At 64.5% G+C, this 22,496-nt stretch carries 15 protein-coding genes and 2 pseudogenes; 8 read left to right on the plus strand and 9 right to left on the minus strand.

What is annotated here, in order from left to right:
- Positions 1-68: 68 nt before the first annotated feature.
- The 6 genes and pseudogenes from EJ078_RS17155 to EJ078_RS17180 all read right to left on the minus strand — a co-directional run bounded on the left by EJ078_RS17155 (position 69) and on the right by EJ078_RS17180 (position 8,090).
- Entirely contained in the window at positions 69-650 is a 582-nt protein-coding gene (locus EJ078_RS17155) for a CarD family transcriptional regulator (protein ID WP_040974338.1), read from the minus strand.
- A 375-nt stretch (positions 651-1,025) separates the two neighbouring features.
- Positions 1,026-1,364 carry a ferredoxin FdxA gene (fdxA, locus tag EJ078_RS17160; protein WP_067001876.1) on the minus strand — a complete coding sequence of 113 codons (339 nt, stop codon included), beginning with the start codon at positions 1,362-1,364 and terminating at the stop codon, positions 1,026-1,028.
- A gap of 149 nt (positions 1,365-1,513) precedes the next feature.
- A complete protein-coding gene (locus EJ078_RS17165) occupies positions 1,514-1,900 on the minus strand; it encodes an RNA-binding S4 domain-containing protein (protein WP_067001879.1) in 387 nt (128 codons plus the stop codon).
- Between the two features lie 15 nt (positions 1,901-1,915).
- A pseudogene (locus EJ078_RS17170) lies at positions 1,916-5,328 on the minus strand (helicase-related protein).
- A gap of 723 nt (positions 5,329-6,051) precedes the next feature.
- Entirely contained in the window at positions 6,052-6,774 is a 723-nt protein-coding gene (locus tag EJ078_RS17175) for a beta-ketoacyl-ACP reductase (RefSeq protein ID WP_067319406.1), read from the minus strand.
- Positions 6,775-6,902: 128 nt separating this feature from the next.
- Positions 6,903-8,090 (minus strand): acetyl-CoA C-acetyltransferase, encoded by a 1,188-nt coding sequence (locus EJ078_RS17180; RefSeq protein ID WP_095799786.1) that lies wholly within the window; start codon positions 8,088-8,090, stop codon positions 6,903-6,905.
- A 300-nt stretch (positions 8,091-8,390) separates the two neighbouring features.
- On the opposite strand from EJ078_RS17180, the gene phaR reads away from it, so the two are divergent.
- A complete protein-coding gene (phaR, locus tag EJ078_RS17185; RefSeq protein WP_067319402.1) occupies positions 8,391-8,984 on the plus strand; it encodes a polyhydroxyalkanoate synthesis repressor PhaR in 594 nt (197 codons plus the stop codon).
- Between the two features lie 3 nt (positions 8,985-8,987).
- On the opposite strand, the gene EJ078_RS17190 is transcribed toward phaR, so the two are convergent.
- Positions 8,988-10,139 carry a citrate/2-methylcitrate synthase gene (locus EJ078_RS17190; protein WP_095782548.1) on the minus strand — a complete coding sequence of 384 codons (1,152 nt, stop codon included), beginning with the start codon at positions 10,137-10,139 and terminating at the stop codon, positions 8,988-8,990.
- A gap of 93 nt (positions 10,140-10,232) precedes the next feature.
- Here EJ078_RS17190 and EJ078_RS17195 point away from each other — a divergent pair, with 93 nt between their 5' ends.
- From EJ078_RS17195 to EJ078_RS17220, 6 genes are all read left to right on the plus strand, one after another.
- Positions 10,233-11,318 (plus strand): citrate synthase/methylcitrate synthase, encoded by a 1,086-nt coding sequence (locus tag EJ078_RS17195; protein WP_127216394.1) that lies wholly within the window; start codon positions 10,233-10,235, stop codon positions 11,316-11,318.
- 201 nt (positions 11,319-11,519) lie between these two features.
- Positions 11,520-12,650, plus strand: a complete 1,131-nt coding sequence (locus EJ078_RS17200; protein ID WP_127216389.1) for a patatin-like phospholipase family protein — start codon at positions 11,520-11,522, stop codon at positions 12,648-12,650.
- Positions 12,651-12,768: 118 nt separating this feature from the next.
- On the plus strand, positions 12,769-14,190 hold the full coding sequence (locus EJ078_RS17205; protein ID WP_127216390.1) for a coniferyl aldehyde dehydrogenase: 1,422 nt from the start codon (positions 12,769-12,771) through the stop codon (positions 14,188-14,190).
- Between the two features lie 368 nt (positions 14,191-14,558).
- On the plus strand, positions 14,559-15,731 hold the full coding sequence (locus EJ078_RS17210) for an efflux RND transporter periplasmic adaptor subunit (RefSeq protein WP_127216391.1): 1,173 nt from the start codon (positions 14,559-14,561) through the stop codon (positions 15,729-15,731).
- A 74-nt stretch (positions 15,732-15,805) separates the two neighbouring features.
- Positions 15,806-18,982, plus strand: coding sequence for an efflux RND transporter permease subunit (locus tag EJ078_RS17215; protein WP_127216392.1), 3,177 nt, complete (start codon positions 15,806-15,808; stop codon positions 18,980-18,982).
- 99 nt (positions 18,983-19,081) lie between these two features.
- Positions 19,082-19,240 carry a DUF3309 family protein gene (locus EJ078_RS17220; protein WP_040991775.1) on the plus strand — a complete coding sequence of 53 codons (159 nt, stop codon included), beginning with the start codon at positions 19,082-19,084 and terminating at the stop codon, positions 19,238-19,240.
- A gap of 64 nt (positions 19,241-19,304) precedes the next feature.
- On the opposite strand, the gene EJ078_RS17225 is transcribed toward EJ078_RS17220, so the two are convergent.
- A complete protein-coding gene (locus tag EJ078_RS17225; RefSeq protein WP_127216393.1) occupies positions 19,305-20,261 on the minus strand; it encodes an SDR family oxidoreductase in 957 nt (318 codons plus the stop codon).
- A gap of 96 nt (positions 20,262-20,357) precedes the next feature.
- Between EJ078_RS17225 and EJ078_RS17230 the strand changes: the two genes are divergently transcribed.
- Entirely contained in the window at positions 20,358-21,272 is a 915-nt protein-coding gene (locus tag EJ078_RS17230) for a LysR family transcriptional regulator (RefSeq protein ID WP_127404126.1), read from the plus strand.
- Here the strand turns inward: EJ078_RS17230 and EJ078_RS17235 are convergent.
- A pseudogene (locus tag EJ078_RS17235) lies at positions 21,230-22,410 on the minus strand (MFS transporter). The gene EJ078_RS17230 and the pseudogene EJ078_RS17235 sit on opposite strands and share 43 nt — an antisense overlap.
- Between the last annotated feature and the right edge of the window lie 86 nt (positions 22,411-22,496).

A 22,496-nucleotide genomic window follows, 5' to 3' on the forward strand; every position in this document is an offset into this window, starting at 1 on the left:
TTCCGATATTGCGCGCAACAAAAAACCCGGCGCCAGGCCGGGTTCTTCGTTGTTCGGCAGGCGAATGCTCAGGCAGCTTCTTCCTGCTCGGCTTCCTCGTTGTCGGCCTTGGCGCCGCGCTTCGGACCCTTGTTGAGGTTGACCTCGATGAGGCGAACCGCCTCGGTCTCCGACATGCGGTTGACGGCGGCGATCTCGCGAGCCATGCGGTCGAGCGCGGCTTCGTAAAGCTGGCGCTCGGAATAGGACTGCTCCGGCTGGTTGTCGGCGCGATAGAGGTCGCGCACCACTTCCGAGATCGAGATCAGGTCGCCGGAATTGATCTTGGCATCATATTCCTGCGCGCGACGCGACCACATCGTGCGCTTGATGCGGGCGCGGCCCTGCACGACCTTCAGCGCGCGATCGACATAATCCTCTTCCGAGAGCTTGCGCATGCCGATAGAGGTCGCCTTGGCGACCGGCACCTTAAGCCTCATCTTGTCCTTCTGGAAATCGATGACGAACAGCTCCAGCTTGTGACCCGCGACTTCCTGCTCGTCGATGGCCACGATCTGGCCGACGCCATGCGCCGGGTAAACGATAAACTCACCGGTCTTGAACCCGTGACGGGCCGCGGTGGACTTCTTCTGCGGGGTGATCGTTGCCATTACGCCCTGAACTCCTTAGTTGTAGCGCCGGCATGGCGGCGCCGGCTGAACTCAGACGATCGGCGGAAGCCGATCTTTAGCCGCACAACAAGTGAACTCACCGGAATAAGCCGGGGCCGACAAACCGCACGAATGCGATTGCCTGCCCCAGATCGCTCTGGTCCGGATTTGAAAAGTTCACCTTTCAGTGATTTGGGGCGTTAGCGCCATAAATCGACGTTGTGTCACCGGCATGTTTCGCGGATATAACACAAAAAGTCGGAAGAATCAAGGTTTTGCTGCATTCGCTAACGCCATGCGCCATCGCTGGCTGTCAAGACAGCAATTGTATCGGCTCGCTTACGTGGCGTCATGCCGGCTTGCCCGGTCCAGCCTTCAGTCGCCTTCGCCGGGCTCCGGCGAGAAATACTTCTCGAACTTCCCGGCCTCGCCGTCGAAGTTCTTGGCGTCGGCCGGCGGCTCTTTCTTGGCAGTGATGTTGGGCCATTTCTCCGCGTATTCGGAATTGACCTGCAACCATTTGTCGAGCCCGGACTCGGTGTCCGGCTTGATCGCGTCGGCCGGGCATTCCGGCTCGCACACGCCGCAGTCGATGCACTCGTCAGGATGGATGACGAGCATGTTCTCGCCTTCGTAGAAACAGTCGACCGGACAGACCTCGATGCAGTCCATGTATTTGCATTTTATGCAATTATCGGTCACGACATAGGTCATCGCAGGCTCCGGGACGTCCCGTATTTGCTGGGCTTTTTTGGTGAGGTAACGCCTTTGCCCGCCGCTTGCAAGGGCAGGACTTCCCGCCTGAGCCGGCATCGCGGAAAGGAATTCCGCGCGCCTGCCGCGACGAGGTTCCGTCGAATCTTCTAGTCCTCGCCGAGCAGCCGGTCCGTCTGCCGCCGCTGCCGCTTGGTCGGACGGCCGGTGCCGGCTTCGCGCAGCGCCGGAATGGCGTCAGGAACCGCCTCGCCCTTGGGCGTCGGCGGCGGCGACATATCCTCGTAAAGCAGCCGCGCCTCGTCGGCAGGACCACGCCGGGCGCCGGGCCCAAGCACCTTCCAGACAAGGATTCGGCGGTCGAGCGTGATGGTCAGCACATCGCCGGCCTTGACCAGATCGGAGGCCTGCGCTGCTTTGTCGCGATTGATGCGGACGCGCCCGGCAACGACGAGCTTCGCCGCCAGCGACCGGGATTTCACCGCACGCGAGAAGAACAGCCATTTGTCGATGCGCTGGCGGCCTTCTCCAACCATCGGGACCGGCCGAGGCTATTTCTTCAGCTGGTCGCGCAAGGCGGCGAGCTTGGCAAAGGGTGAATCCGGATCAAAGCGCTGCGGACGCTCCTCGCGCGGTTTGCCCTGGAAGGCCGGCTTGCTGCCGCCTGCGACATTGCCTTTGCCGTCCTGCCTGTTGCCTTTCCAGTCCGGCTGGCCCTCGCGGCGGCCCCCTCGTGGCGATCGGCACGCTCGCCCTGCGGCCTGCCTTCGCGCCGTTCGCCGCCTTCGCGTTCCGGTCTCGGCTTGAACTTCGAGCGGTCGAAGCGCGGCTTGCCGGCCCCGTCGCGCTGGTCGCGGCGGCCCTCACGGGCTGGCCGATCGCCGGCCTGGCCACCCGTGGCAGCCGCCTGGCCATCGCCTGCAGCCTGGCCGTTGCGCGGACGATTGTCGCGGCGATTGTCATAGCGGTGGCGCGGGCGCGAATGGTCGAAGCGCGCCTGCCGCCACAGCAGGATCGGCTTCGGCTCTTCCAGCTCGGCGGGGGGCTCTGCGCCTTCACCGCTTTCGCCCTCGTGGAGAGCGCCGGCGTCGGCGGTGTTGGTGCCGTCTGCATCGTCGGCGCCGTCAGCCCCACCCGCGTCGCTTCCCGCCGCGACCTCCCCCATCGAGGTGGAGGCGTCGCCGCTTTCAGCCGACCCAAACGCTGCTGCAGCGTCCACCGCTGCAGCGGTCTCCACAGGCGGAGTCTCTTCCGCGACCGCAGCCGAAGCTTCCGCCGGATCTTTCGCGTCAGGCTCCGTCGCGGCTTCCGCGATGGCGTCGGCAGGAACTTCAGCGGCAGCCGGCTCGGATCCCTCGATCGTTGCCTCTACAACCGTGTCTGTTGCCACGGCGTGCGCCTCTGCCGCCTGTGCAGCACGCGCAGCCTCTTCCGCCGCAAGCTTCGCAGCCGCGGCCTCGCGGGCGGCATTGTCCAGCGCGTCGAGCTTGGCCTTCACCTCCGCCGCCGGCTTCGGTTCGGCGCGATAGCCAAGGCCTTTGAGGATCTCTTCCATGTCGTCGGCGGTGGCGCCGAGGATCGACATCATGGGCGGCGTCACCATGAAGGCGTGGCCGTCATAGGCGCCGTCCGGTCGCTGGCCGAGGCCGGGCTTCCAGTTTGTCGCGGGGCGAATGAGATCGGCCAGCCGCTCTAGGATATCGACGCGTACGGCGCGGCGGCCGAGATTGCGATAGCCGGCGAGCTTGTAGAACGTCTTGTCGAAAGCAGGATCGATCACCACCGAGGTGCGGCCCGATGCCAGCGCATGCACCACGTCGCCGAAGCCTGGCTTGTCCTTGCCGTCGCTCTTAAGCGCCCAGAGCAGCGTCACCAGCCCGGCCGGCGCCGGCTTGATCAGCGCCGGCACGAAGACGTGGTAGGCACCGAAGCGCACGCCAAGGCGCCGCAGGGCCGCCCGGCCTTCCTGGTCGAGCGACTTCATTTCCTCGGCGATGTCGCGGCGGTTGATGAGACCGAAATGCTCGACGAGCTGGAAGGCGATGCCGCGCGCGATGCCGGTGAGCTGCTCGGCGTTCTTCAAATCGACCAGCGGCTTCAAGAGCGACTCGATCTGAAAATTGACGAAACGCTCGGCGCGCGCCGCGACCTTGTCGCGGGCAGGGCCGGTGAGCTGCTCGTCGGCAAGCAGCACAAGGCGCGGCTTCAAAGCCTCGTCGCCGGCAACCAGGGTGCCGATCGGCGCGCCGATCCAGCGCAGGACACCGTCCGAGCCCAATGCCAGATCGCCGTTGGCGCAGGCGGCGAAGCGCTCGGCGCGCGCCTCGAACTCAGCCGCGAGCGCCTTCTGGGCAGCCGTGCGCACCGCCTTGGCGTCCTCGCCGCCGGCGCTCTGGTCGGCGGTGAAGCGGAATCCCTGCAGCTCGCCGACGTGATGGCTTTCGACGAGCACGGTTCCGGTTGGGCTGATTTCAGCTTCAGGCATGGTATTTTCTCTAAGGCGCCGCATGAGGACGGAAGTCCTGCGGTCTACGAAGCGTTTCGTCAACCGCTCATGCAGCGCATCCGACAATCTGTCTTCGATTTCGCGCGTCTTTTCCTGCCAGTGTAGCTGATCGGCCAGCCAACCCGGTCGGTTGGAGACGAAGGTCCAGGTGCGGATCTGGGCGATCCGGTGCGACAGCGTGTCGATATCACCATCCGTGGTGTCGGCCCGCCGCACCTGCTCGGCCATGTAATTCTCATCGACATGGCCATGGCGTACAAGGTCCATATAGATCGAGGCGATGAGGTCGGCATGCTGGGCGGGCGCGATCTTGCGGTAGTCCGGCAGCGCGCAGGCCTCCCACAGCAGCGCCACGCGCTCCCTGCCGGTGGCTAGCGTCCTGATGTCGGCGTCGCGCGACAAATGTTCCAGCGCCTGGGCGTCGACCGCCGGCAATGCCCGGGTTAGCCCTTCGACCGGCGCGTTGGTCTCGATCGAGCGTTTCAGGGCATCGAGGCTGGCAAAATCGAAATCGGCGGTGCGCCACTGCAGCACCTTCACCGGGTCGAAATCGTGCCCCTCGATCTTCTTGACCAGATCCTCGTCGAACGGATCGACCTGGCCGGTGACGCCGAAGGTGCCGTCGCGCAGGTGTCGGCCGGCACGCCCCGCGATCTGGCCTAGCTCGGCGGCGGTCAGGTTGCGGTATTGGTAGCCGTCGAACTTGCGGTTCTGGGCGAAGGCGACGTGCTCGAGGTCGAGGTTCAGGCCCATGCCGATGGCATCGGTGGCGACCAGATAGTCGACGTCGCCCGACTGGAAGATCTCCACCTGGGCATTGCGGGTGCGGGGACTGAGCGCGCCGAGAACGACGGCAGCACCGCCCTGCTGGCGGCGGATCAATTCGGCGATGGCATAGACCTCGTCGGCGGAGAAGGCGACGATCGCCGTGCGCCGCGGCAGGCGGGTGAGCTTCTTCGAGCCGGCATAGGCAAGATGCGACAGCCGCGGCCGCGTCACCACCGAGACGCCCTTCAGCAGGCGTTGCAGGATGCCGTGCATGGTGGCGGCGCCCAGAAGCAGCGTCTCCTGGCGGCCGCGCAGATGCAAGATGCGGTCGGTGAAGATGTGGCCGCGTTCGAGGTCGCCGGCGAGCTGCACCTCGTCGATGGCGACGAAGGCGGCATCGGTCTCTCGCGGCATCGCCTCCACGGTGCAGACGGAATATCTCGCGCTCGCCGGCACGATCTTCTCTTCGCCGGTGATCAGCGCCACCTTGCTGGCGCCGACCTTCTCGCAGACGCGTGTATAGACCTCGCGGGCAAGGAGCCTCAGCGGCAGACCGATGATGCCGGTGTCGTGCGCCACCATGCGCTCGATGGCGAGATGGGTCTTGCCGGTGTTGGTGGGGCCGAGCACGGCCGTCACGTCGCGGCCGGAAAGGATCAGCGGCTGGGAGGGTTTCGGCTGGATATTCATCGGCTCGGAAATGAGGCTTTCTGCCGCTCGTTGTCGGGGACGCGGCGGTGCCGCCGCGTGTGACAGGGCACACATAGGGATTTCAGACGCGAAGCGAAAGCGGAATGTTCTCATCAACAGATGGCGCGACGACAGGCAAGGTCAAAATCCGCGGTCCATTAACCGTTGGAACGAGTCTGGAACGAATCGGCGACGAATCACTGACTCACTCTGATTCAGGTTTTGTTCACGGCTATATGTGGATTTTTTGGCCATGAGTCTCACCACATGCTGAATCTGTGAACTGGCCCGTTTCGTGCTTGGCTCGCGCTGGTTCCGGAGCGTCGTTAACCTTTGCGGGGGAGCGACCGCGACGGACTCGAGCGCGGCCGCGAACATTATGAAATGGTTGATCTTTCCTAATCGTCGTTAATCTTTTTCGCGCTGTTTCCGGCATGGCCCGTTAACCTTTTGGCCAAAGCCGGAACGAATCGGCGACGAATCAGCGATCTGCAAAAATTCCCGGTTTGTTCACCCCTAGATATGGTGTTGTCCAAAGCTTGTGCACCGAAAAATTCACAGCATGTGAACCGGGTTTCCACAGGGCGCGGGGAGGCCGTTAAGTATTGCGTGCCAAATTGAGGCATGCCCACCCGGTGCCGCCGGAGCGCAGACAAAAACAGGCGGCCCGTTTGCGGCGGGCCGCCTGCCATCGGTGTCAGAAGAGTTCAGCCGAATAAGATCTCAGGCGAAATACTGGCCGCCATTGGCGCTTATCGTCGAGCCGGTGATGAAGCCTGCGTCTTCCGAGGCGAGGAAGACGACGCAGCGCGCAATCTCCTCCGGCTCGCCGAGACGGCCGACCGGGATCTGAGCGATGATCGATTCCCGCACTTTTTCCGGCACGGCCATGACCATGTCGGTGGCGATGTAGCCGGGGCAAACAACGTTGACGGTGATGCCGGCGCGGGCGCCTTCCTGGGCAAGCGCCTTGGTGAAGCCGATGTCGCCGGCTTTCGAGGCCGAATAATTGACCTGGCCCATCTGGCCTTTCTGGCCGTTGATCGAGGAGATGGTGATGACGCGGCCGAACTTCCTATCGCGCATGCCGTTCCATAGCGGATGCGTCATGTTGAAGACGCCGGAAAGGTTGGTGTCGATGACCTCCTTCCACTGCTCGCGGGTCATCTTGTGGAACATGGTGTCGCGGGTGATGCCGGCATTGTTGACCAGCACCGAGACCGGACCGAGATCAGCCTCGACTTGGGCGATGCCGGCGGCGCAAGCGTCATAATCGGCGACCGACCATTTGTAGACGGGGATGCCGGTCTCGGCCTTGAATTTCTGGGCCGCCTCGTCATTGCCGGCATAGTTCGCGGCGACCGAATAGCCGGCATTCTTCAGGGCCACCGATATCGCCGCACCGATGCCGCGCGATCCGCCCGTGACGATTGCTACCTTGCTCATGCATTTCCTCCCTTTGGTCGGAAGAGCGAATAGGGAGTGGCGAACAGCGAGTAGGGATCCGATAGCCCGTCGTGCAAACGCCCCTATTCGCTACTCCCCATTCGCTATTCGCTCAGTTCGCCATTCGCTCAGTTCAAGGCTTCCACACACATCGCAACGCCCATGCCGCCGCCGATGCAAAGCGTCGCGAGGCCCTTCTTTGCGCCGCGGCGGCGCATCTCGTAGACCAGCGTGTTGAACACGCGGGCGCCCGAGGCGCCGATCGGATGGCCGATGGCGATGGCGCCGCCATTGACGTTGACGATCGAGGGATCCCAGCCCATGCCCTTGTTGACGGCGCAGGCCTGCGCGGCGAAGGCCTCGTTGGCCTCGACGAGATCGAGGTCCTTGGCCGACCAGCCGGCCTTCTCCAGCGCCCGCTTCGACGCCGGGATCGGGCCGGTACCCATGATCGCCGGATCGACGCCGGCGGTCGCCCAGGAGGCGATGCGGACCAGTGGGGTGATGCCGCGCCTGGCAGCCTCGGCCTCGCTCATCAGCAGCGCGCCGGCGGCTCCGTCATTGATGCCCGAAGCATTGGCGGCGGTGACGGTGCCGTCCTTGTCGAAGGCCGGCTTCAGCTTGGTCATGGCATCCAGCGTAGCGCCGTGGCGGATGTATTCGTCCTGGTCGACGATGGTGTCGCCCTTCTTGCCCTTGATGGTGACGGCGACGATCTCGTCCTTGAACTTACCGGCCTTCTGTGCCGCCTCGGCCTTGTTTTGCGAGGCCAGCGCGAACTCGTCCTGGACTTCGCGGGTGATCTGGAACTGACGAGCGACGTTCTCGGCGGTGTTGCCCATATGGTAGCCGTTGAAGGCATCCCATAGGCCGTCCTTGATCATGGTATCGATCATCTTGTAGTCGCCCATCTTGACGCCGGCGCGCAGGTGCTGGGCGTGCGGCGACAGCGACATCGATTCCTGGCCGCCGGCGACGATCACCTTGGCGTCGCCGGTGGCGATCTGCTGCATGCCGAGCGCAATGGCCCTCAAGCCCGAGCCGCAAACCTGGTTGAGGCCCCAAGCAGTCGTCTCCTTGGGCAGACCGGCATTGACGGAAGCCTGGCGGGCCGGGTTCTGGCCCTGAGCGGCGGTCAGCACCTGACCGAGGATGACTTCGTCCACCTCCGCCGGGTCGACCTTGGCACGCGCGAGCAATTCCTTGATGACGACCGCGCCGAGCTCGTGCGCGGGGGTGGTGGCGAAACTGCCGTTGAAGGAGCCGACTGCTGTGCGGGCTGCGCTGGCGACGACGATTGAATTGGAAGCGGACATTTTCTTCTCCAGGCTTCGAGGTGTCGTTAGGCTATCCTTGGAGACTTTCTTGCCCGTTCAAGCACCTGAGTCAAACCGGAAATCGGCATGGCCGCCATGCGCGGCAAGCAAGTCGAGCGCTTATCGTGACGGCGTAGCCATCGCGCTGCAGCACAATTTGGCCCGCCCTTTCGGCATTAATTGATGCCGCACTGCACAAACCGCTTGGAATTGTGACGCTTTTGCGCATATCCTCGACAAATGGCGCAATCGTTACCGGCCGCTTACTGTGAACGCGCCGGTATCCTGGGGAGGATACGGATGGCCGCAAAAGACGACCCGATCGTCATCAAGAAGTACGCCAACCGCCGGCTCTACAACACCGGCACCAGCACCTATGTGACGCTCGAAGATCTGGCCGAGATGGTCAAGAAGGGCGAAGAATTCACCGTGCAGGACGCCAAGACCGGCGACGACATCACGCATCCGGTGCTGACCCAGATCATCTTCGAGCTGGAGAACAAGGACGGGCAGAACATGCTGCCGATCCCGTTTCTGCGCCAGCTGATCTCCTTCTACGGCGACCAGATGCAGATGATCGTGCCGAGCTTCCTCGAACAGTCGATGATCGCCTTCTCCAAGGAGCAGGAGCGTTTCCGCGAGCAGCTGAAGGGCGCCTTCGGCAAGACGCCGATCGACATGATGAAGACGCCGATGAAGGCGCTGGAGGAACAGACGCGGCGCAACGTCGAGATGTTCCAGAACGCGATGCGCATGTTCACGCCGTTCCCGTCCGGCGGCCCCAATTCCGCTGCGCCCGCCGAGCCGCCGAAGAAGGACGAGAAATCCGACGACCTGCAGGAATTGAAGGCGCAGATCGCCGCCATGCAGCGCAAGCTCGACACCATGTCGTGACGGCTAGCCGTCAGGTGTTCCTGCAGGGCCGTCATAGCGGGCTCGCGGCCTGATCGGCCTGTTGCTCGTCACCTGCTCGATGGCATGCGCCGTCCAGCCGATGCTGCGACCGAGCGCGAACAGGCGAAAGGGCGCGTCGGCGGGGAGATTGAGGCTGCGCGTCAGCGCGGCCAGCGCGAAGTCGACATTCGGGCGCATGCCTGTCGCGGCAAGGACGGCGTCGCGCAGATGCAGCAGACCGTCAGCGATGTCGAGGTCGGGCAGCAGAGCCTCCGCGCGCGGATCGCCTTCGGGATAGAGCTGATGGCCGAAGCCGGGCAGTGGCCGGTCGTGGGCCAGCCAGCGCGCGATCGTCTCGTCCGGCCCGAGCCGCTCGGCATCCTCGACCAGCGCGATCGCCGCGGCGCCGGCGCCGCCATGACGCGGGCCGGTAAGGGCAGCGAGCCCGGCAAGCAGGCAGGCCACGATCGGCGCGCCGGTCGAAGCGGCGACGCGTGCGGCGAAGGTCGAGGCGTTGAGCTCGTGATCGGCCAAAAGCACCAGCGCCTTGCGGATGAGATCGGCACCGGCAGCGTCGACCGACCAGCCGCGCGCCAGCCTTTCATGCACCGGCTCCGCCCCCGGGCTTGCACCGAGTGACGTCGCGAGCACGCTGGTGGCGCTGGCGCCATCCTGCTGCAGCATGCCCGGCCTGCGGCCGAGCGAAGGCCGGCCAGCCGCGGCAAGCGCCGACAATCTTGCAAAGGCCGTCGGGGTGCCGCTCTCGCGAACGATCGAAGGCGTCAGCGATGCGAAGGATATCGCGGCGCCGGATGCCCAAAGCAGGCTTGCTGCCTCCTCCAGCGTCGCTGTCGCGGCAAGCGCAACGGCATCCTTGCCGCGATAAACGAGGCGGCCGTGCAGCACGGTCGAGATGGCAGTGGTGATCGCTGGCTCGCCCCAGGCGATGGCGCTTTCGGCGATCGCCTGGGGGCTGCGCCCGCGCGCCCGACGGGTGGCGAGCGCGGCTATGTCGTCGGCTCGATACTGGCTGCGGCGCGGATCGGCCCCGTCAGGCCGCATGCCGATGCGGCCGCGGCTGACATAGGCGTAAAGGGTCTGCGGCCGGACCTTGAGCCGCGCCAGCGCTTCCTCCCGCGTCAGCCATTCGGACAAGTTCGCACCGCCTCATATTGATTCAGTTGATCAAGATTGATGCGTTGATTGTAGAGCATTAACTGCAGTGCACAAAGGGTCAAGGAGACAGTCATGGCAAATGGGCTCGATGATGTTGTGGCGGCGGAGACGGTTCTTTCCGATGTCGACGGCGCGGGCGGCCATCTCACCATCCGAGGCCATTCGTTGACGGAACTCGCCGGGCACTGGCGCTACGGCCAGGTGGTCCGCCTCTTGTTCGACGGGTTCTTTGACGAGCTTCCCGGCGACGACGAGTTGGAGAAGGCGATCGGCAATGCGCGTGTCGAGGTTTGCGAACGGCTGCAGCCGATGCTCGCTGAACTTCCAGCGCTCGATGTCTACAGCGGCATGCGCACCGGCATCGCTCTTCTGCCCGACGGCGACTCGCTCGCCGACGCGCTCCGGCTGATCGCGGCGCCGGCGGTGCTAACGCCGGCCCTGCTGCGGCTCGGACGCGGCGAGAAGCCTGTTCCTCCGGACGCACGCGCCGATCATGCCAACGACATGCTGCGAATGCTCTCCGGTACGGCCTCGCCGGCGCTTGCCAAGGCGCTCGATACGTATCTGGTGACGGTCTGCGACCATGGGCTCAATGCCTCGACCTTCGCAACGCGGGTGGTGGCGTCGACGCAGGCGGGCTTGACCTCGGCGATCCTGGCCGGGCTCGGCGCGCTCAAAGGCCCGCTGCATGGCGGCGCGCCGGGGCCGGTGATCGAGATGCTCGACGCGATCGAGGCGAGCGGCGACGCGGCCGCCTGGCTGCGAAACGAGATCGCGCGCGGCGAGCGCATCATGGGCTTCGGCCATCGCATCTACCGCGTGCGCGACCCACGTGCCGACGTGCTGAAAGCCGTCGTGCGGCGGCTGGGCACACGTTATGAGACCGGCAGCCGGCTGGCCTTCGCCGAGACGGTGGAACAGGCGGCACTCGACGTGCTCAGGGTCGCCAAGCCGCAACGCTCGATCCAGACCAATGTCGAATTCTATACCGCGCTCCTGCTCGAAGCCGCGGGCTTCCCGAAGGAGGCGTTCTCCAACGTCTTTGCCGCCGGCCGCGTCGCCGGCTGGATTGCGCATGCGCGCGAGCAGCAGGCGACCGGACGCCTGATCCGGCCGCAGTCGCGCTATGTCGGGCCGGTGCCCGATCTCGTCGCCTGACGCCGCGAGCAAACCCTAATGCAATACTCCGCGTCCGGCAGCGGACAGTTTTTTCATGAGCGAAATTTCACCCGATCACGCTTGTGTGCTCGTGTTCTTGCCTTGGTCCGTCCTTATATGCTGCGCTGCAACATAGGCTGACGGCAGCGGTCCTGCTCCAATGACGCAGGGGCAGGCCGGCACATCGAGACAAGGAACGCCATGGCGAAGAACGGCAAGGCGGGGGACAAGAAGAAGATCAACATCGCGCTTCAGGGCGGCGGCTCGCACGGAGCCTTCTCCTGGGGCGTGCTCGATCGTCTGCTCGAAGACGGGCGGCTTGAGATCGCTGCCGTGTCAGGCACCAGCGCCGGCGCGATGAACGCGGTGGCGCTGGCCGACGGCTTCGTACGCGGCGGCGTCGAGGGCGCGCGCAAGAAGCTCGACGATTTCTGGCGTGCTGTGGCCTCGAAGGGGCGGTTCAGCCCGGTGCAACGCATGCCGTGGGACGTCGTCTGGGGGAACTGGTCGATCGAGAACACGCCCGGCTATTTCTTCTTCGACACCATGTCGCGGGTCTTCTCGCCTTACGTCGCCAATCCGCTCGGCCTCAACCCGCTGCGCGATGTGGTCAAGAAGGAGATCGACTTCGGCAATGTGCACGCCTGCAAGTCGATGGAGCTCTTCATTTCGGCGACCAATGTCGAGACCGGGCAGCTGCGCGTCTTCTCGGATGGCGAGATCGACCTCGACACGGTGATGGCGTCGGCCTGCCTGCCGCAATTGTTCCGTGCCGTCGAGATCAAGGGCGTGCCCTATTGGGATGGCGGCTATGGCGGCAATCCGGCGCTCTATCCCTTCTTCAAGACCGCGGCGACCGAGGACGTGCTGCTCGTGCAGATCAATCCGGTGGTGCGCGAAGGCACGCCGAAGAGTGCCAACGAGATCCAGAACCGCATCGACGAGATCACCTTCAATGCCGGGCTGCTGCGCGAATTCCGCTCGATCGCCTTCGTCAAGGAACTGATCGCGGCGGGACGCCTGCCGCATGGCGAATACCGCGACATCCGCATGCACCGCATCGATGCCGACGAGGCCTTCAAGGATCTGTCGGCCTCGTCCAAGGTCAACGCCGAATGGGCCTTCCTCGCCTATCTGCGGGACCTTGGCCGCAGTGCGGCCAGCGATTGGCTGGAGGAGAATTACGACGCGGTCGGCAGCCGAGCGACGCTCGACCTCTCGGGCGAGCTCGACGACGGCTTCAAGCCGATGCGCGGCCCGGCCCCGGGCCGGCGGGTCAAGGAATTCCTCGCCGCGCGCATCAAGCCAGAGTCAGCGCGCCGGCGAGCCTAGTTGCCCAACCCTGTCGCACGTTTCAGCAGGCGCCGAGGTTTCCCTTGCGGAACCGGCGATATGCTGGATTCACCTCCGTCGCGCGAGTAGTTTACCTCGACGTAAACGGGAGGTAGCGATGCTGCAGACCAGACAGAACTCTCTCGGGGTCAAGTTTGAGGCGCAGTGCAGGGCCTTCGAGAAGGACCCCTTTCCTGGCCTCGCAGTGCGCAAGGATCGGCTGAAGCGGCTGCTGGCGCTGACCGAAAAGCATGAAGCCGAGATCTGCACGGCGATCGACAGCGATTTCACTGGACGGGCGGCGCAGGAAACGCGGCTTGCGGAACTGTTCGTCGTTCGCGCCGGCATCAAGCACGCCATCCGGCATCTGCGCGGCTGGATGCGCGAGCGCCGCGTCGCCACCAGCCTGCCGTTCCTGCCGGGGCGCAACCGCCTTCTGCCGCAGCCGCTCGGGGTCGTCGGCATCGTCTCGCCCTGGAACTATCCGTTCCAGCTTGCCATCGCGCCGGCGACTGCCGCTCTAGCCGCCGGCAACCGGGTGCTGCTCAAGCCGTCCGAGCTGACGCCGAACTTTTCGGACCTGCTCGCCCGGTTGGTCGAAGAGCATTTTTCTTCCGACGAGATGAGCGTTGTGGTCGGCGATGCCGAAGTCGGCAAGACATTCGTGTCCATGCCTTTCGATCATCTCCTGTTCACCGGCTCCACCGCGGTCGGCCGGCAGGTGGCGCTAGCCGCGGCCGCCAATCTGACGCCGGTGACGCTCGAACTTGGCGGCAAGTCGCCGGCGATCTTCGATGCGTCGTGCGATCTCGACGCTGCGGTTGCGAGCGTCGCCTACGGCAAGCTCTTGAATGCCGGCCAGACCTGCATCGCACCAGACTATCTGATGGTCCCGCAAGGGCAAGGCGCGGCGATCGCCGCAAAACTTGCCGGCGCGATGGCGCGGCTCTATCCGCGCCTGGGCGACAATCCCGACTACACGGCCATCGTCAGCGAACGGCACCAGCGGCGGCTGAGCGACATGGTCGCCGAGGCGCGCGAAAGCGGTGCCGATGTCACCGAGGTCAACCCGGCAAATGAAAAGCTCGGCTGGTGCGACCGCAAGATGGCGCCTGTCCTGGTCAGGAACGCCGGCGAGAGTTTGCGGCTGATGCGCGAGGAAATCTTCGGGCCGGTGCTGCCGATCCTCGAATACGGCACGATCGATGAGGCGATCGGTCACGTGAACCGCGGCGAGCGTCCGCTCGCCCTCTATTGGTTCGGCAAGAACAGCGCCAATCGCCAAAGGATCATGCAAGAAACCGTTGCCGGCGGCGTGACGGTCAACGACTGCATGATGCATCTGGTGCAGGAACGGCAGCCATTCGGCGGCGCTGGCGAGAGCGGCATGGGCGCCTATCACGGCGAATGGGGTTTCCGCACCTTCAGCAAGGAAAAGCCGATCTTCGTCCAATCCAGGCTGAGTGCCGGGGCCCTGCTCAGGCCGCCTTATGGCCGCACATTCGAGCGGCTGTTCCGCTTGCTTAACCTGATCACCTGATCGGATATATTTTCGGATTGGGCGCGTCCTCTGACTGCCCCATGCCAATGCGACATGTCATTTCGCAAAAAAATTCTTCATCATACTGACGCCTGCTGCCATTGAGTGTCCGATCGGCTGAAAAGCCGGCCCCGATTGAGAAAAGCCAAGCAGTCCAGCATGTAAAACGCGGAAAAAACCAGCGCCTCAAGCTCGGCGGCGCAGTAATCCATCAAAGTTTCTGACTGTTTTGCGCAACGGCTTTGCGGTAGAAGCGCGCTTCGCCGATCACGGCAAATTGAAGATGGCTCTGCGCGCCCCCATATCGGCCGCGCGCCCGGGGATCGAAACCGTCGACCTCGCCCAAGCCTGCAACGGAAAAAATGACGATGCCGAAAATCAGGTTTCACAAGCTTGCAGCCATTGCTGTGCTCATCGGATTCGCTGCCTGGATGGCAACGGGCGAGTTCTCGTCCGTGGGCAGCGCCGCCGATCACCAGAAGGAGGGAGAAGCAGGCAAAGCCGCGCAGTCCGGCGCCGAAAAGCCGAAGACGGCGGAGGCCGAGCCGAAGGCAGCATTGCGCACCGTCGCGGTGGTGACGCCGCCGCGCAAAACCTTCGCGCGGGCGATACGGATCTCGGGCCTGACCGAAGCCGACAAGCGCGCTGTGCTTGCTGTGCGCGTCGCCGGTGTCATCGATAAGCTCCCGGTCAAGCAGGGCGATCACGTCAAGACCGGCGACCTCGTGCTGATGCTTGCCGCCGAGGAGAAGCTCTCGAATGTCGACAATGCCAGGCAGCTGCTGGCGCAGCGCAAGGCCGAGCTCGACGCAGCCGAGCGGCTGGCCAAGACCGGCAACCTGCCCAAGCTGCAGCTCGACACTGCCCGCTCGAACCTGACGGCGGCGCAGTCCATGCTGGAGACGGCGCAGGCCGAACTCGACCGCAACGAAGTGAAGGCGCCCTTCGACGGCGTCATCGACCGCGTGCCGGTCGAGCTCGGCAGCTCGGTGATGCAGGGCGGCGAGGTGGCCACCATCCTCAAGCTCGACCCGGTGATCGCGCGCGGCGAGATCAGCGAGCGCGACCTGCGCTACATCAAGATCGGCGACCATGCCAACGTGCGCCTTGTCAACGACCAGAAAGTCACCGGCACGGTGCGCTACATCAGCCGTGACGCCTCCTCGCAGACCCGCACCTTCCGTGTCGAGGTGGCCATCCGCAATGCCGACGGCTCCATCCCCGCCGGCATGACGGCCGAGATCACGCTCAGCGCCCAGCCGACCGATGCGGTCATGCTGCCGCGCTCGGTGGTGACGCTGGGCGACAAGGGCGACCTCGGCATCCGCGCCGTCGGCAAGGACGACAAGGTGGCGTTCTTCCCGATCGACCTCGTCGACGACACGCCGAAGGGCTTGGTGCTTGGCGGCATCCCGCAGGACGCGCGCATCATCGTCGCCGGCCAGGAACTGGTGAAGGAAGGCGATCTGGTGAAGCCGGTCGAGGCCGACCAGGCAACCATCAACAAGCTGATCAGCGAAGCCTCCGCCGGCACGCAATAGCGCGGCCGCCGTGCCGGCTCGACCGGCGCCGCTGGCCAATGTCGCGGCTTCCAGGGAAACAGCAGGCATAAGTCATGGACATCGTCAGACTCGCCATTCACAACGCCCGCCTCACAATATCGGCGCTGATGTTCCTGCTCGTCGCGGGCTGGGTCGCCTATCAGTCGACGCCGAAGGAAGCGGAGCCGGACGTTCCAATTCCGATGATGTATGTCAGCCTGATCTACCAGGGCATATCGCCGGAGGACTCCGAACGGCTGCTGCTCAGGCCGATGGAAAGCAAGCTCAAGAGCCTGAAGGGGCTCAAGGAGATGCGCTCGGCCGCCTTCCAGGGCGGCGGCTACGTGCTGGTCGAGTTCCAACCGCAGACCAACCTGGCCACCGCGCTGCAGGACACCCGCAGCAAGGTGCAGGACGCCAAGGCCGACCTGCCGCAGGCGGCGGAGGAGCCGACCGTCACTGAAGTCAACGTCTCGGAGTTCCCGGTTCTCGTCGTCACCCTTTCCGGCGACGTGCCGGAGCGCGTGCTGACGTCGGCGGCGCGCGAATTGCGCGACCGCATCGAGGAGGTGCCGGGCGTGCTCGAAGGCTCGCTGCAGGGCGCACGCGACGATCTGGTTGAAGTCGTCATCGATCCGGTGAAGCTCTCCTCCTACGGACTCCAGCTCGATCAAGTGATCCAGGGCGTCGGCGCCTCCAACAGCCTGGTCGCGGCCGGCAATCTCGAAGGCTCCGAGGGCAAATACGCGGTCAAGGTGCCGTCGCTGATCGAGACGCCCGAGGACGTCGCCAAACTGCCGGTCGTCGCCACGCCCAATGCCGTGGTGCAGGCCAAGGACGTCGCCACCATCCGCTCCACCTTCAAGGACGCCGAGACGGTGACCCGCCTCGACGGCAAGCCGGCGATCGCCATCGAGGTGAAGAAGCGCATCGGCGCCAACCTGATCGACACGCTGAACCATGTCCGGGAGGTGTCGGACACCTTCATCAAGACGATGCCGGAAGGCATGCACGTCACCTACACGCAGGACAAGTCGGTCTTCGTCAACCAGCTTTTGGGCGACCTGCAGAACCATGTGATGATCGCGGTCATCCTGGTGTTCATCGTCATCCTCTACGCGCTGTCGGGACGCGCCTCGCTGCTCATCGGCCTCGCCATTCCGTCATCCTTCCTGATCGGCATCCTGCTGCTTGCGATGATGGGCTACACGATCAACATGATCGTGCTGTTCAGCCTCATCCTGGCGGTCGGCATGCTGGTCGACGATGCCATCATCGTCACGGAATTCGCCGAGCGGCGCATGAGCGAGGGCATGCCGAAGGCCGATGCCTTCGCGCTAGCCGCCAAGCGCATGGCCGGCCCCGTCATCGCAGCGACGATGACGCGCATCGCCGCCTTCTCGCCGCTGCTCTTCTGGCCCGGCATCATCGGCGACTTCATGAAGTACATGCCGATCACGCTGATCGTGACGCTGTCGGCCTCGATGCTCTATGCGCTGGTCTTCGCGCCGACGCTCGGCGCCATCTTCGCCAAGGCGCCGGCGCATCACGAGGACAGCGATCGCGACGGCTGGTATATGGCTCTGGTCAAGCAGGCGGTGCGTTTCCCGATGACCGTCATCCTGCTCACCGTAGGCCTGCTGGTCGGCGTCGGTTTCGCCTATTCGAAATACGGCGCCGGCGTCGAGTTCTTCCCCAGCGTCGAGCCGGATTACGGCCTGCTCTATGTGCATGCCCGCGGCAACCTTTCGCTGGCCGAAATGGACGCCGCAACCAAGACGGCGGAAAGCCGCCTGCTCGGCTGGCCGGGCGTGAAATCGGTCTACACGCGCGTCGGCAAGACGCAAGGCGGCGGCCAGGACATCCCGGAAGACGTGGTCGGGGTGATCCAGTACGAATTCGTCGACTGGCGCGAGCGCAAATCCGCCAACCAAATCCTCGATGATTTGCGTGGCGTCATGGCCGGCATTCCCGGGGTCGATGTCGAAGTGCGCGTGCCCGAGGCCGGCCCGCCGACCGGCAAGCCGATCCAGATCAGGCTTTCGGCCGCCGACCCGGCCGGGCTCGACGACAAGGCGCGCGCCGTCGCCGCGCGCATCGCCAAGATCCCCAACGTGATCGATGTTTCCGACGGCCTGCCGCCGCCCGGCGTCGACTGGGCACTTGAGGTTGATCGCGCCAAGGCGGCGCAATACGGCATCAGCCCGACCTCGGTGGGCACTGTGGTGCAGCTGGTGACGAACGGTCTCAAGCTGTCGGAGTACCGGCCGGCCGGCGCCGACGACGCCGTCGACATTCGCCTGCGTCTGCCGGAAGACCGGCGCACGCTCTCGACGCTCGACGAGCTCAGGGTGCAGACCTCGCAAGGCTCGGTGCCGATCTCGAACTTCGTGGTCAGGAAGCCCGAGCCGACAGTCGGCGTCCTCAACCGCATCGATGGCGCGCGCACCGTGGTGGTGCAAGCCAATGTCAGCGCCGGCGCGCAAGTGGCAGCGGTGCAGGCGGAAGTCACCAAGGCCGTGGCCGACATGGATCTTGGCAGCGGCATACGCTGGAAGCTCGCTGGCTCCAACGAGGACAGCGCGGAAGCCAGCGCCTTCCTCAGCAAGGCTTTCGGCGCCGCGATCTTCCTGATCTTCCTGGTGCTGCTCGCGCAGTTCAACAAGTTCACCAGCGTGTGGCTTGTTCTCTCCTGCGTCGTCATGGCGACGATCGGCGTGTTCCTCGGGCTGCTTCTGACAGGGGAGGCCTTCGGCATCGTCATGTCGGGCATCGGCGTCATTGCGCTTGCCGGCGTGGTGGTGAACAACAACATCGTGCTCATCGACACCTATGACCGGCTGCGCGAGGAAGGCTGGGACAAGATGGATGCCGTGCTGCAGACCTGCCGCGAACGCGCCAGGCCCGTGGTGTTGACGGCGGTCTCGGCGATCCTCGGCGTGCTGCCGATCGCCTTCGGCCTCGGTCTCGAAATCTTCCATCACGAGACGACGATCAACGCGCCATCGACGCAATGGTGGATTTCGCTGTCGTCGGCGATCGTCTTCGGCCTGTCCTTCGCCACCTTGCTGACGCTGGTGGTGACGCCCTCGATGCTGATGGTGTTCACCCGCGCCAAGGTGAAGCCGGGCGCCCGGCGTGGCTGGTTCGGCCGCCTGTTCCGCCGCGGCAAGGGCGAGCTCTCGACAGGCGAGCCGGTAGCGGAAGCCAATGCCGAGCCGGCGGTCGCCTTCCCGAAAGCCGCCGAGTAGGGCGACTTCGCAACTCAGGTACATGGAAGCCGCTCGGGAACTACCGGGCGGCTTTTTGCATTGTTCCCTCGAAGTTCAACCAGACGGCGAGGGTTTTCAATGACGATCGGTACAATTCTCGTAATAATCCTGATCCTGATCCTAATCGGCGCCGTGCCGGCATGGCCGCACTCGCGGTCTTGGGGCTATGGGCCTTCGGGGATTGTGGGAGTCATTCTGGTAGTGTTGCTGATCCTGCTTTTGATGGGCAGGATCTGAACCGACGACCATTTGCGGCCGGGCCTTGAAGTCCGGCCGTTTTCATCTTGAGGTTGTTCTTTGCTCAGGCGGCCTGACGCATGGGCGCGACGGCTATGCCGATGTCTTGCATGGCTTCCGCCACTGCTCGGGCGAGCGGGGTGTGCGGGATTTCGCCGATGACCTCTTCCAGGCGCGCTGACGCCAGCCGGTGCGGCTCGAAGCGCAGGTAGGACATCGAGACGATCTCGCGCCACATGGTTACGAACGGGCTGCCGGCGCGCAGCACCCACCAGGGCATGAAGGTGAGTTTCAGCTTGCGGCCGAGCGCCTTTTCGGCGGCAGCCTTGATGTCGAGATCGGTGACGGCGTGGCCGGGGAAATTGATGGCCTCGTAAAAGCCGAGCTTATCGAGATTGCGCGCCAGTGCGACAAAAGCCACCGCGAAGTCGGGCAGATAGGCCCATTCGTGCACGAGCTTGGCCGGGCCGGCGGCGGTGTAGACCCCCTTTTCCATCTTGGCGGCGACGACGAGATCGAACCAGCCGCCGCTGCCGGTGCCGCCGAAGAAGTCGCCGGCCCTAAGCAGAATGGTGCGCACGCGGCCCGCATCGGCTTCGCGACGGAAAAGCTCCTCCATGGCGACGCGGATGCGGCCCTTGTCGGTGGTAGGATGGAAAGTCGTTTCCTCGGTGATCACCTGCGGCATCGGCGAGCCGTAATTATAGACAGTGCCCGGGAAAAGATGCAGCGCGCCGTTCGCCCGACAGGCTGCCATGACGTTCTCGGCCATCGGCAGGCATTTGCCCCAGTCGGTATAGATCGGGTTCAAGCCATTGAAGATGATGTCGACGCCTTGCGTGGCCCGGATCAGCGACTGGCGGTCCAAAGCGTCGCCAGCGACGGCAATAGCGCCCTTGAGCTCGGGCGGCACCTTGCCGGTGCGGGTGACAGCGCGGACGTCGAAACCGGCGTCGATGAAGGCCTTGGCAACCACGCGTCCGAGCCGGCCATTGGCGCCCAGAATTGCGATCTTGGTCATTGTTCGTCTCCGTTGTTTGCGCTTGCCCGCTTAATCTGACGTCTTCAAAGCCGAATGGAAATTGACTAAGGTCGGCACTCTGTTATTCAAAAACGAATGAATGAATTCGACTGGAATCTGATCAAGAGCTTCGTCGCGGTGGCCGAGACCGGCAGCCTTTCGGCCGCCGCGCGCAAGCTCGCATCAAGCCAGCCGACGCTCGGCCGCCACATCGCCGAGCTGGAGCAGGCGCTCGGCGTCACGCTGTTCCGGCGCGGGCGGCGCGGCTACGAACTCACGGAGGCAGGCAGCGCACTCTACGAGCGCGGAAAGGCAGTCAGCGAGCAGGCCAATGCGTTCTCATTGCTTGCGCTGGGCTCGGTCGAGGCGATCGAGGGCACGGTGCGCATCGCTGCCTCGGAGGTGGTTGCGGCCTGCGTGCTGCCGCAGATCACGGCGCGCCTTGGCGAGGAAGAGCCGGGCATCGAGGTCGAGATCGTCGCTTCCAACCAGGTCGAGAACCTGCTGCGGCGCGACGCCGACATCGCCATCCGCATGGTCAGGCCGGCGCAGAACGAGCTGATGGCGCGCAAGGTCACCGATATCGCGCTCTGCATATGTGCTGCGAAATCCTATCTCGACCGGCATGGACGCCCGCAGAAGCCGAGCGATCTCGCCAACCATCCTTTGGTCGGATTCGACCGCAGCGATGAGATCGTTCGCGGCCTCACCGCGTTTGGCATCCCGGTCAGCCGCAGCAACTTCCGCTTCAGGACCGACAACCAGATCGTGCTGTGGGAAGCGGTGCGGGCCGGCAATGGCATCGGCATCGGCCAGGAGCCGCTCGCTAGTCGCGACCCTCGACTGGAGAAGCTGTTGCCGGAGGTTCCCTTGCCCGTGCTGCCGGTGTGGCTTGCAATGCACCGTGACGTGCGCACCAGCATGCGCATCCGCCGCGTGGCGGATTTCCTGCATGAAGAGCTGAAGCGCTACTCCGCCGGCGCAGGCTCGGCGGCGAATTCGGCGCGGTGAGCCAGTTTGCCATCAACAGCACGATGACCAGCAGGCCGGAAAGCGCGACGAAGATCGGGCCGAAGCTCGAATGCTCGGCGACGAAGCCGATCGCCGACGGCGCCACCAGGATTCCTGAATACCCCATCGTGGTCACGACGCTCATGCCGGTGCCGGAAGACAAGCCTTCCTGGTTGCCGCCGGCCGAAAACAGGATCGGCACCATATTGGCGATGCCGAAACCGCAGAAGGCGAAAGCGGCAATGGCAAGATAAGGCGAGGGGGAGAGGCCGGCCACCAACATGCCGGCGGCAGCGACAAGCGCCGAGCCGCGCAGCGTCGCCACCGCGCCGAAGCGGTTGCGCACGCCGTCGCCGAGAAAGCGCATAAGCGCCGTGACGCCGGAGAAGGCAGCATAGGCGAGGCCGGCAATCGCAAGGTCGGCGCCGAGCTCCTGCTGGAGGTAGAGCGCGGCCCAGTCAAGTACGGCGCCCTCTGAGACCATGGTGAGCAGCGCCATCAACCCGACCAGATAGACAATTGTGTGCCGCGGCAGCGTAAATTTCTGATGCCCGGCGGCCTGCGGCCTGTCGTCGGCGATGAGGTAGCGAACAGCAAAGGCGATGACCAAAAAGGCGAGCGCCGTCACCGCAATCGCATGCGCGAGATAGCCGTAGTTCTGAATGGAATAGCCACCAAGCGCGCCGCCGGCGAAGCCGCCGAGGCTCCAGAAGCCATGCGAGGACGACATGATGGCGCGGGAGAGCCGTCGTTCGACGATCACCGCGTTGGAATTCATGGCGACGTCCATGCCGCCGATCGAGCCGCCGAAGACGAGCATCGCGAGGGCCGCGAGCGGCACGTTGGGCGCAAGTGCCACGACCAGCAGGCCGAAACTGCCGCAGATGCCGAACCAGCGCAGCACGGGGCGCGAGCCGTGCCTGGAAATGAGATGGCCGCACCAGGTCATCGCCATCACCGCGCCGACACCAAACAACAGGATCAGCAGGCCGAGGGTGAATTTCGAGATGTCCAGCCGGGTCAGAAACACCGGGATCTGCGGCGCCCAGCTGCCGGTGAGAAAGCCATTGGCCAGGAAAATGCCGGCAACGGCCCAGCGGCCGCGCGTCGCGGCTTGCCTTGTGGTTTGCACGCTCATGGTTTGAAGTCCGAATGGCTTTGCGCGGCAAATTAGATCGATTCAATTTGTAGTCAAGAAGCGCTATGGCAGAAGCGTTGGACCAA

It is taken from the genome of Mesorhizobium sp. M1A.F.Ca.IN.022.06.1.1 (genome assembly GCF_003952605.1).
GTDB lineage: Bacteria > Pseudomonadota > Alphaproteobacteria > Rhizobiales > Rhizobiaceae > Mesorhizobium.

Bases quoted from the DNA above. Each gene is read 5' to 3' on its own strand.
- EJ078_RS17225 (WP_127216393.1), bottom strand. From the start codon at position 20,261: ATGACCAAGATCGCAATTCTGGGCGCCAATGGCCGGCTCGGACGCGTG.
- EJ078_RS17175 (WP_067319406.1), bottom strand. From the start codon at position 6,774: ATGAGCAAGGTAGCAATCGTCACGGGCGGATCGCGCGGCATCGGTGCG.
- EJ078_RS17205 (WP_127216390.1), top strand. From the start codon at position 12,769: ATGCTGCAGACCAGACAGAACTCTCTCGGGGTCAAGTTTGAGGCGCAG.
- EJ078_RS17210 (WP_127216391.1), top strand. From the start codon at position 14,559: ATGCCGAAAATCAGGTTTCACAAGCTTGCAGCCATTGCTGTGCTCATC.
- EJ078_RS17180 (WP_095799786.1), bottom strand. From the start codon at position 8,090: ATGTCCGCTTCCAATTCAATCGTCGTCGCCAGCGCAGCCCGCACAGCA.
- EJ078_RS17155 (WP_040974338.1), bottom strand. From the start codon at position 650: ATGGCAACGATCACCCCGCAGAAGAAGTCCACCGCGGCCCGTCACGGG.
- EJ078_RS17220 (WP_040991775.1), top strand. From the start codon at position 19,082: ATGACGATCGGTACAATTCTCGTAATAATCCTGATCCTGATCCTAATC.
- EJ078_RS17230 (WP_127404126.1), top strand. From the start codon at position 20,358: ATGAATGAATTCGACTGGAATCTGATCAAGAGCTTCGTCGCGGTGGCC.
- phaR (WP_067319402.1), top strand. From the start codon at position 8,391: ATGGCCGCAAAAGACGACCCGATCGTCATCAAGAAGTACGCCAACCGC.
- EJ078_RS17215 (WP_127216392.1), top strand. From the start codon at position 15,806: ATGGACATCGTCAGACTCGCCATTCACAACGCCCGCCTCACAATATCG.
- fdxA (WP_067001876.1), bottom strand. From the start codon at position 1,364: ATGACCTATGTCGTGACCGATAATTGCATAAAATGCAAATACATGGAC.
- EJ078_RS17195 (WP_127216394.1), top strand. From the start codon at position 10,233: ATGGCAAATGGGCTCGATGATGTTGTGGCGGCGGAGACGGTTCTTTCC.
- EJ078_RS17165 (WP_067001879.1), bottom strand. From the start codon at position 1,900: ATGGTTGGAGAAGGCCGCCAGCGCATCGACAAATGGCTGTTCTTCTCG.
- EJ078_RS17200 (WP_127216389.1), top strand. From the start codon at position 11,520: ATGGCGAAGAACGGCAAGGCGGGGGACAAGAAGAAGATCAACATCGCG.